Below are 9017 nucleotides of genomic sequence, written 5' to 3'. Positions count from 1 at the left end.
GCGAAGCGAGATTTGTGGGAGGGTGAGGGTCTTCTTCTCCAGCGTGTGTTGAAGAAGAAGACCCTCACCCAACCCTCTCCCGTGAGGACGGGAGAGGGCTTGATGTTTAGCTGAAGGCGGGGCGCATCCCACCTTGCGGACGGAGCGAGCGCAGGCCGTCCTTGAACTTCGATCCGAACAGGTTCTGCGCGACGGGCTTGCGCTCCGCGGCGATCGCCGGTTCGGCGGTGGCGAGATACTCGCCATTTTCGCGTGCGCGCTGGTCCATGAAACGGGCGCGCTTCAGACGGTGGCGTAGCGACAGCGATGGATTGTCCTCGGTCGGTCCGCGATAGGCCGCCTGAACGTGCGCACCATAACGCGACAGATCGAAATCCTCGTGCAGCGCGGTGGTCGGCGCGCCTTCGATCGCCATGGGCGCAGCCGTTACCGGCGCAGCAGCCAGCGTTTCGTACGCGACCGGTTCGGCGGCGACGGGCGTCGTGGTGATTGCGGCGGGGGCAAGCACCTCTTCCTCCTCGTCACGCTTGCGGCGGCTGAGTGCGAAGGCCCCGCCGATCAAGGCCAGCAGGCCGACCGCGCCCACGCCGGCCAGCTCAAGCTCGCGGCTGTCGTCGCTGGCGGTGCTGGTCGTGGTCGATGTCTTGACGACCGCAGGTGCGGGCGCAGGAGCCGACGGCAGCGGGGCGGGAGCCACGGCGCGCGGCGTTGTCACCGGTGTCGGCGCTGCAACCGGAGCCGCCTCAGGTGCGGTCCGCGTTGCCGCAACACTAGTATGCTTTGGCGCAGCAGCCTTGGTCACCGGAGCAGCGGGTGCCACCGGCGCGTCGGCGGTGTGAATCACGACCGGCGATCGCGTCGCCATCGGCGTGGCGGTGGCGACCGGAGCCGAAGTATTCTCGCTGGTGTCGTTCGACTGCAGCGGAGCCGTCGCAGCCGGGATCACCGGTGCCGTTTCAACACTGGCCGGCGGCGCGGAGATCACGGGCGCATCCTGCGCCGGCGCGGTTTCCGCGCTCTGCGCGAACACGGGGGTTGCGGACAGGGCCAGCACCGTAGCAAGTGCGGTAAGGCCGGGGCGGAGCGGGGTAAGATTGTTACGCATGCCAGACCAACCCGTCAGCGCATAAGATGCTCCATAATCTGCGATGAGATGTGGCAAGGCGGCGATAAAGTGATTGATTGCTCTGATATGTGTTTGGGATATAATATCCGTGTGAATATCTGTTCATTGAATATTGTCCATGAACGCCTATTCATCTTGGTATATCGAGAAACGCGCAGCTAGTCAGGGGTCAGCAATCAAGTTTGTGCCTCTGCCGTTCAGCGTATCGCGGTTCCGCTTTCTGCAATCGAAAATGCCTTCAAGGCACCCCGGTCCGCTTGACCCTGCCGTCGCGAGGCGGGAAAGGAACGCTCCCGCTGCAGAGGCCCGTTTTATGCCGATCGAGATCAAGATGCCCGCTCTGTCCCCGACGATGGAGGAGGGCACACTCGCCAAATGGCTGGTCAAGGAAGGCGATACGGTGAAGTCCGGCGATATCCTCGCCGAGATTGAGACCGACAAGGCGACGATGGAATTCGAGACGATCGACGAGGGCACGATCGTCAAACTGTCGGTGCCCGAAGGCAGCGACGGCGTGAAGGTCGGCGCGGTGATCGCGCTGCTGCAAGGCGAGGATGAGGGCGATGCCCCCGCGCCGAAAGCCGAAGCCAAGCCCAAGGAACAGCCCAAAGCCGAAGTAGCCCCAGCCAAAGCTCAGGTTGCGGAGGAAAAAGCCGCGTCAACCGCCCCCGTCAAATCCGAAGGGGATCGCGTCAAGGCGAGCCCGCTCGCGCGGCGCATTGCCGAGCAGCAGGGTGTCGATCTCGGTCAGGTAAAGGGCTCCGGCCCCGGCGGGCGGGTCGTCAAAGCCGATCTGGCAGGCGCGACGCCCGGTGCGGCGCAGCCCGCGCCCAAGGCGGAAGCAGCGCCCCCCCCGCCACCCGCCGCGCCGCAGGAGGCCGGCGATATCCCATCGGAGACGATCAAGCTCTCCAATATGCGCAAGACGATCGCCAAGCGCCTCACCGAGAGCAAGCAGCAGGTGCCGCATATCTATCTCACGGTGGATATTCTGCTCGATCCTTTGCTCGCGCTGCGCGAGCAATTGAACAAGGGGCTCGAGGCGCGCGGCATCAAGCTTTCGGTCAACGATCTGCTGATCAAGGCGCAGGCGCTGGCGTTGACCGAGGTGCCCGCCTGCAACGTCAGCTTCGCCGGCGATACGCTGATCCAATACAAGCGTGCCGATATCTCCGTGGCGGTGTCGATCCCCGGCGGGCTGATCACCCCGATCATCGCGGGCGCGGAGGCCAAGACCGTCTCGACGATCGCCACCGAGGCCAAGGAACTCGCCGGCCGCGCGCGCGAAGGCAAGTTGCAGCCGCACGAATATCAGGGCGGCACCGCCAGCCTCTCCAACATGGGCATGTTCGGGATCAAGCAGTTCGAAGCGGTGATCAATCCGCCGCAGGGCATGATCCTGGCGATCGGCGCGGGTGAGAAAAGGCCCTATGTCGTGGGCGACGCGCTCCAGATCGCCACGGTGATGAGCGCCACCGGCAGCTTCGATCACCGCGCAATCGATGGCGCGGACGGCGCCAAGTTCATGGCCGCCTTCAAGCGGCTGGTCGAAAACCCGCTGGGCATGCTCGCTTGAACGAAGGCGAACAGCCTCCCGCCTCGGAACCGGCCATCCGCGTGGTCGCCATGCCCGCGGACACCAATCCCTATGGCGATATCTTCGGCGGCTGGCTGATGAGCATGATGGATTCGGCCGCGGGCACCGTCGCCGCCCGCATCTCCAAGGGCCGCGCGGTGACGGTTGCGGTCGATGGCATGACCTTCCACAAGCCGGTCAAGGTCGGCGATGTCGTCTCGGTCTATGCCGATGTGATCGAAACCGGCCGCAGTTCGCTCAAGATCGACGTCTCCGCCTGGCGCCGCGTCCGCGCGAGCGAGGATGTCGCCAAGGTGACGCACGCGACCTTCACCTTCGTCGCGATCGGTGATGATGGGCGGCCGCGGGCGATTCTGGGTGACTAATTGGGGCTGGACAGAATGGCTTGCATGGGCTGGCGTCGTTGTGCCGCTCGCGAGTCTGGCTTGGGCTGCTGTTATGTATGTCCGGACCAAACGTGCTGAAGTCGATGCGCAGCGATTCGAGCAGTTCTTCAAGGTGATGGAGTTGTTCGGATCGAACAGCAGCATAGCATCTAAAATGGCGGCGGCATTCGAGCTGCGGAAATATCCTCAATATAAGGAGGTCATCATTCGGCTTTGTGAGAAGGCGAGGGTGGAAGGCGATGCGGCCGAAATGTTGCGCGATGAACTTCGATTAACCGCCGAATCTATGCGGAAGGCCTAACGAATGACTGACACCTATGATCTCGCCATCCTCGGCTCCGGGCCCGGCGGTTATGTCGCCGCGATCCGCGCGGCGCAGTTGGGGATGAAGGTAGCGATCGTCGAGCGGGAGTTGCTCGGCGGCATCTGCCTCAACTGGGGCTGCATCCCGACCAAGGCGCTGCTGCGCTCGTCCGAGATCTTCCATTATATGCAGCATGCCAAGGATTATGGCCTGAAGGTGGAGGGCGCGAGCGTCGATCTGGCGGCGGTGGTGTCGCGGTCGCGCGGCGTGTCGAAACAGCTCAATCAGGGCGTTGGGCACCTGATGAAGAAGAACAAGGTCACGGTGGTGACGGGCGTCGGCACGCTCGCCGGCAAGGGCAAGATCAGCGTCAAGGGCGCCGACGGCAAGACCACCGAGGTGCAGGCCAAGTCGATCATCCTCGCCACCGGCGCCCGCGCGCGTGATCTGCCCTTCGCCAAGGCCGATGGCGATCGCATCTGGACCTATCGCCACGCGATGACGCCCGCCGAAATGCCGACCAAGCTGCTGGTGATCGGCTCCGGCGCGATCGGCTGCGAATTCGCCAGCTTCTACCGCGACATGGGCGCCGAGGTGACGATCGTGGAGATGCTCGATCGCATCCTGCCGGTCGAGGATGCCGAGGTCTCCGATTTCGTGAAGAAGGCGTTCGAGAAGCAGGGCATGACGATCCTGCCCAAGCATGGCGTCGAGAAGCTGGACCTGAAGGCGGGCCGCTTGGTCACCGCGACGATCAAGCTGCCCGACGGCAAGACCGAGGCGCGCGAGTTCTCCCACGTCATCGTCGCGGTCGGCATCGTGCCCAATACCGAGAATCTCGGGCTCGAGGCGCTGGGCGTGAAGACCGATCGCGGCCATGTCGTGATCGACGCCGCCTGCAAGACCAATGTCGAGGGCCTCTACGCGATCGGCGACATCACCGGCGCGCCCTGGCTGGCGCACAAGGCGAGCCATGAAGGGATCATCGCGGTCGAGACGATCGCCGGGCTACACCCGCACGCGATGGACGTGCTCAAGATCCCCGGCTGCACTTATTCGCGCCCGCAGGTGGCGTCGGTGGGGCTCACAGAAGCCAAGGCCAAGGACGCGGGATACGAGGTGAAGGTCGGCAAATTCCCCTTCATCGGCAACGGCAAGGCGATCGCGCTGGGCGAGGCCGAGGGTTTCGTGAAGACGGTGTTCGATGCCAGGACCGGCGAACTGCTCGGCGCGCACATGGTCGGCGCCGAAGTGACCGAGCTGATCGAGGGCTATATCGTCGCCAAGCAGTTGGAGACCACCGAAGCCGACCTGATGGAAACCATCTTCCCGCACCCGACGCTCAGCGAAATGATGCACGAGAGCGTGCTCTCGGCCTATGGGCGGGCGCTGCACTTCTAATGATCCCTCTCCCGCAAGCGGGAGAGGTAGGGGCCCGCGGTTCGAGCATATCGAGAAGCGTGGGAGGGTGAGGGAGCGACGGTGATCCCTGGGCTGACGGCAAAGAAGAAGACCCTCACCCAACCCTCTCCCGCGAAAAGCGGGAGAGGGCTTTACGTTGCGCTCGCCGCCTTCGCCCTCTGCCTCCTCTCGCTCGCGCTGCGTTGGCCGGGCGTGGTGATGTACGACAGCGTCGGCCAATATGAGCAGGCGCTCACCAGCGACTATTCGGATTGGCACCCGCCGATCATGGCGCATCTCTGGGCGCTGCTGCTGCCCGTCTGGTCCGGGACGGCGCCGTTTCTGCTGCTGCAGATGCTGCTGTGGTGGGGCGGCTTCGGCCTGATCGCCGCCGTTTTTGCGCGGGCCTCCCCCCAATCCGTTCATGCTGAGCTTGTCGAAGCACCGTCCTTCTTTTCCGCGCCAGCCAAGAAAAACGATCCTTCGACAAGCTCAGGACAAACGGTAGTCACGAAGAGGCAGCGGACTTACGCCGCGATCGTCACGCTCCTCATCGGCGCTTTCCCACTATTCCTCGGCTGGGGGACGGTGGTGCTCAAGGATGCGCAGATGGCCGCCTGCCTGATCGGCGCGACGGGGCTGGTCGCCTGGTGGCGGCTCGACGGGCGCAAACTGCCAGTGTGGGCGATCGTCGCAGTGGCGGTGTTGATCGCTTATGCGACTCTGGTCCGCGGCAACGCGGTGTTTGCCACCGTTCCTTTCGCTTTGGCATTGAGCGGGTGGGGCGGTGTCCGGCGTTGGTGGCTGCGTGTGGGGCTGACGGCGGCGGGCATCGTCGCGGTGCTGGGCGTGAGCCCGCTGATCAATCAGCGCCTGATGAGCGCCGAAGCCACCCACAACAGCCGTTCGCTACCGCTGTGGGATATCGTCGCCATCGCGCATCGATCGGGCACCGTGCCGCCGGGTGTCGCCCCCGCCGATTGGGCGGCGGCGGAGCAGCGCGGCTGCTACACGCCTTACTTCTGGAATCCCTATGGCGAGCCCGCGCAATGCGATGCGATAGGGCAGGCGCTGGCCTTCTCCGATGGCCCGCACCCGCAGCTGATGCGCGATTGGGCGATGAGCGTGCTGCTCCATCCGATCGCTTATGCTGCGCATCGCCTCGCCCATTTCAACGCGACGACGCGCTTTGTGGTGGGCTGGGGCGAGCCGGATTGCCTTCCGCCTCTCTATAGCGAGCCCAACAGCGATGGCCTCGGCGGGCCGGCCAATCCCGGCGGCAAGGCGCTGATCGCCCTCGCCGGGGCCGCCAGCGGGACGCCGCTCGGCTGGCCGATTGTCTGGCTGGCGGCGGGGCTGGCGCTGGCCTGGGTGCTGCGCGGGGAAGCGAGCGCCGAGGCCGGGCTTGCGCGGGCGCTGGTGCTGTCGGGCGTGGTGATGAGCGGCAGCTTTGCGGTGGCCAGCATCGCCAGCGATCTGCGCTATCATCTCTGGTCGATGATCGCGATCGCACTGGCGTTGACGATCGGGGCTGCGCAGGTGCCGCGCGGTCGGCGGCGGATCGTGATCGGGATCGTCCTTGCCGTAGCGCTGGTGGCATGGGTGGCGCGCTTTGTCGCCCCGCCCGTCTCCGTGCCGCTGCCGCCCCGCGTGCCCGGGATCGCCGCGCAATGAGGGAGCCGATCCCCGCCCGGCACGTTGCCGCCGCATGACCGAAGCCGACAAGAAAAAGATCCGCGCCAATTTCACCAAGGCGGTCAACATGACGCCTGCCGAGCTGGCGGAATGGCTGGAAACCGACGAGAGCAAGAAGGTCGGCTTCAAGGGCAAGGACGGCACCGCCGAGGAGAGCATCGGCCACAAATCCGGCCGGCGCATCATCCAGATCAAGCACAAGAAACAGGCCGACCTGACCGACGACGATTACGCGCACATGCGCAAAGTCGTCGGCTACGTCGCCCGCCACTCGGCCCAGAAGCCCGAGAACCAGGTCACCTCCCGCTGGCGCTACTCGCTGATGAACTGGGGCCATGATCCGCTGAAGTGACGGTATAGCGGTATCATAATACCCTCACGATCGTCATATGGGCGAGCTTGCTGAAGTTATCCGCCTGCCCCAAGAGGGTCTGATGTCATCCGGCGGTAACAAGATGGTCCTCGTGACGGCGCTCGCCGCCAATCTCGGCATCGCGGTCGCCAAGTTCGTCGCGGCTGCGATCACCGGATCGTCGGCGATGCTCACCGAGGGCTTTCACTCGGTGGTGGACAGCCTCAACCAGATCCTGCTGCTCTACGGCCAGAAGCGCAGCCAGCTCCCGCCCGACGAAAAGCATCCGCTCGGTTATGGGCGCGAGCTGTATTTCTGGAGCTTCGTCGTCGCCATCCTGATCTTCGCCACCGGCGCTGGGCTCTCGATCTACGAAGGCATCCTCCACATCATCGAGCCGCACGAGATCGAGCGCCCGATCGTCAGCTATATCGTGCTCGCCGTCTCCACCGCACTGGAGGGGTATAGCTGGTGGGTCGCGGTACGCGAGTTCGCGGCCACCAAGGGCGATCAGGGCTGGTGGCAGGCGATCGTGCGCTCCAAGGATCCGCCGAGCTTCATCGTCCTGTTCGAGGATTCGGCGGCGCTCTTCGGTCTGATCGTCGCCGCGATCGGCATCGCACTCGCACAGCTCACCGGCGATCCGGCGTGGGACGGCATCGCTTCGATCGTGATCGGCGTGGCGCTGGCGGCGGTCGCCTTCGTGCTGGCGCGCGAATCGAAGGGCCTGCTGATCGGCGAGCGCGCGCATCCCGATCTGGTCAAGGCGGTGCGCGAGGTGCTCGATCGCCCGCGCGAAGTGACGGCGGTGGCCAACATCCTCTCGGTCCAGATCGCGCCCGATCGCGTGTTCATCGCCGCCGATGTCGATTTCGAGGATGAGGTCCGCGCCGGTGATGTCGAACGGATCATCGCCGAGGCGGAGGCCGAACTGCGCAAGAGCTGGCCGACCATCGCCAGCCTCTATGTGAAGCCCAAGGCGGGGACGCCGGAGAATCGTTGACCGATAGCGGGCGCATGGGTATAGGCCCGCAGTCCGAGGGGCATTGCTCCTTTAGGATCTTGAACATTGCCGATGCCTGCCAGGGCCCGGAGATCGCCTGATCGCCGTGGCCCTTATGCTTTTCCGCTAAGCCTTTCATTGGGCGGCGGCGAGGGCGGTCAGCGGCAAAGTAACCCAAGCAAGAGGTGAAGGGCTTCATGCCAACGATCAACCAGCTGATCCGCAAGGGTCGCGACCCGCAGAAGGCCAAATCGAAGGTCCCTGCGATGGAGCAGAATCCGCAGAAGCGCGGCGTCTGCACGCGCGTTTACACGACGACTCCGAAGAAGCCGAACTCGGCGCTGCGCAAGGTGGCGAAGATTCGCCTGACCAATCAGCGCGAGGTCATCAGCTACATCCCCGGCGAGGGGCACAACCTGCAGGAGCACTCGGTGGTGCTGATCCGTGGCGGCCGCGTTCGCGATCTTCCCGGCGTCCGCTATCACGTGCTGCGCGGCGTACTCGATACGCAGGGCGTGAAGAACCGCAAGCAGTCCCGCTCCAAGTACGGCGCCAAGCGTCCGAAGTGATCGGCTGCAAGCCGATCATCCCGGCGCAGACCGGGATCTAGGTCCATAGTAAGTCCCGGACGGGTTCCGGATCAGGCTGAAGAATACAAGGAAACATCAGATGGCTCGTCGTCGTCGTCCCGAAAAGCGCGAAATCCTGCCGGATCCCCGGTTTGGAGACATCGTGCTCTCCAAGTTCATGAACTCCGTCATGTATGATGGTAAGAAGGCAACTGCCGAAAGCATCGTCTACACCGCTCTCGAAACCGTCGAGACGCGCGCCAAGCGCGAGCCGATCGGCGTGTTCCACGAGGCGCTGGCCAACGTCCGCCCAGGCATCGAGGTCCGCAGCCGCCGCGTCGGCGGCGCCACCTATCAGGTTCCGGTCGAGGTTCGCCCCGAGCGGAGCCAGGCGCTGGCGATCCGCTGGCTGATCAGCGCTGCGCGCGGCCGTTCGGAGCATACCATGTCGGCCCGCCTTTCCGGCGAGCTGATGGACGCGGCGAACAATCGCGGTAACGCGGTCAAGAAGCGCGAAGACACGCACCGCATGGCGGAAGCCAACCGCGCCTTCTCGCATTATCGCTGGTAAGCTATTATATGGG

The 9017-nt window shown here is 64.6% G+C and carries 10 protein-coding genes; 9 read left to right on the top strand and 1 reads right to left on the bottom strand.

Going from position 1 to position 9017, the window contains the following annotated elements:
- Window positions 1–106: 106 nt before the first annotated feature.
- Window positions 107–1105: a hypothetical protein gene (locus FHS31_RS13790; RefSeq protein ID WP_167074511.1), complete on the bottom strand. Its 999-nt coding sequence runs from the start codon at window positions 1103–1105 to the stop codon at window positions 107–109.
- A 334-nt stretch (window positions 1106–1439) separates the two neighbouring features.
- On the opposite strand from FHS31_RS13790, the gene FHS31_RS13785 reads away from it, so the two are divergent.
- The 9 genes from FHS31_RS13785 to rpsG all read left to right on the top strand — a co-directional run bounded on the left by FHS31_RS13785 (window position 1440) and on the right by rpsG (window position 9004).
- Window positions 1440–2702, top strand: a complete 1263-nt coding sequence (locus FHS31_RS13785) for a pyruvate dehydrogenase complex dihydrolipoamide acetyltransferase (protein WP_167074509.1) — start codon at window positions 1440–1442, stop codon at window positions 2700–2702.
- Between the two features lie 50 nt (window positions 2703–2752).
- Window positions 2753–3088, top strand: a complete 336-nt coding sequence (locus FHS31_RS13780) for an acyl-CoA thioesterase (RefSeq protein WP_167074561.1) — start codon at window positions 2753–2755, stop codon at window positions 3086–3088.
- A complete protein-coding gene (locus FHS31_RS13775) occupies window positions 3081–3410 on the top strand; it encodes a hypothetical protein (protein ID WP_167074507.1) in 330 nt (109 codons plus the stop codon). The genes FHS31_RS13780 and FHS31_RS13775 overlap by 8 nt, the downstream gene beginning before the upstream one ends.
- A gap of 3 nt (window positions 3411–3413) precedes the next feature.
- Entirely contained in the window at window positions 3414–4814 is a 1401-nt protein-coding gene (gene lpdA, locus FHS31_RS13770; protein ID WP_167074505.1) for a dihydrolipoyl dehydrogenase, read from the top strand.
- A gap of 81 nt (window positions 4815–4895) precedes the next feature.
- Window positions 4896–6488 carry a hypothetical protein gene (locus FHS31_RS13765; protein WP_167074503.1) on the top strand — a complete coding sequence of 531 codons (1593 nt, stop codon included), beginning with the start codon at window positions 4896–4898 and terminating at the stop codon, window positions 6486–6488.
- A gap of 34 nt (window positions 6489–6522) precedes the next feature.
- Window positions 6523–6861 (top strand): DUF3140 domain-containing protein, encoded by a 339-nt coding sequence (locus FHS31_RS13760; protein ID WP_167074501.1) that lies wholly within the window; start codon window positions 6523–6525, stop codon window positions 6859–6861.
- Between the two features lie 82 nt (window positions 6862–6943).
- Window positions 6944–7864: a cation diffusion facilitator family transporter gene (locus FHS31_RS13755; protein WP_167074499.1), complete on the top strand. Its 921-nt coding sequence runs from the start codon at window positions 6944–6946 to the stop codon at window positions 7862–7864.
- A 197-nt stretch (window positions 7865–8061) separates the two neighbouring features.
- Complete coding sequence (gene rpsL / locus FHS31_RS13750) at window positions 8062–8433, top strand: 30S ribosomal protein S12 (RefSeq protein ID WP_167074497.1); 372 nt, start codon at window positions 8062–8064, stop codon at window positions 8431–8433.
- Between the two features lie 100 nt (window positions 8434–8533).
- Window positions 8534–9004: a 30S ribosomal protein S7 gene (gene rpsG, locus FHS31_RS13745; RefSeq protein ID WP_167074495.1), complete on the top strand. Its 471-nt coding sequence runs from the start codon at window positions 8534–8536 to the stop codon at window positions 9002–9004.
- Window positions 9005–9017 lie beyond the last annotated feature (13 nt).

The organism is Sphingomonas vulcanisoli (genome assembly GCF_011761305.1).
Taxonomy (GTDB): Bacteria; Pseudomonadota; Alphaproteobacteria; order Sphingomonadales; family Sphingomonadaceae; genus Sphingomonas_I; species Sphingomonas_I vulcanisoli.
Note: the sequence above shows the minus strand (reverse complement) of the source record. Positions and strands in the feature narration are given on the sequence as shown.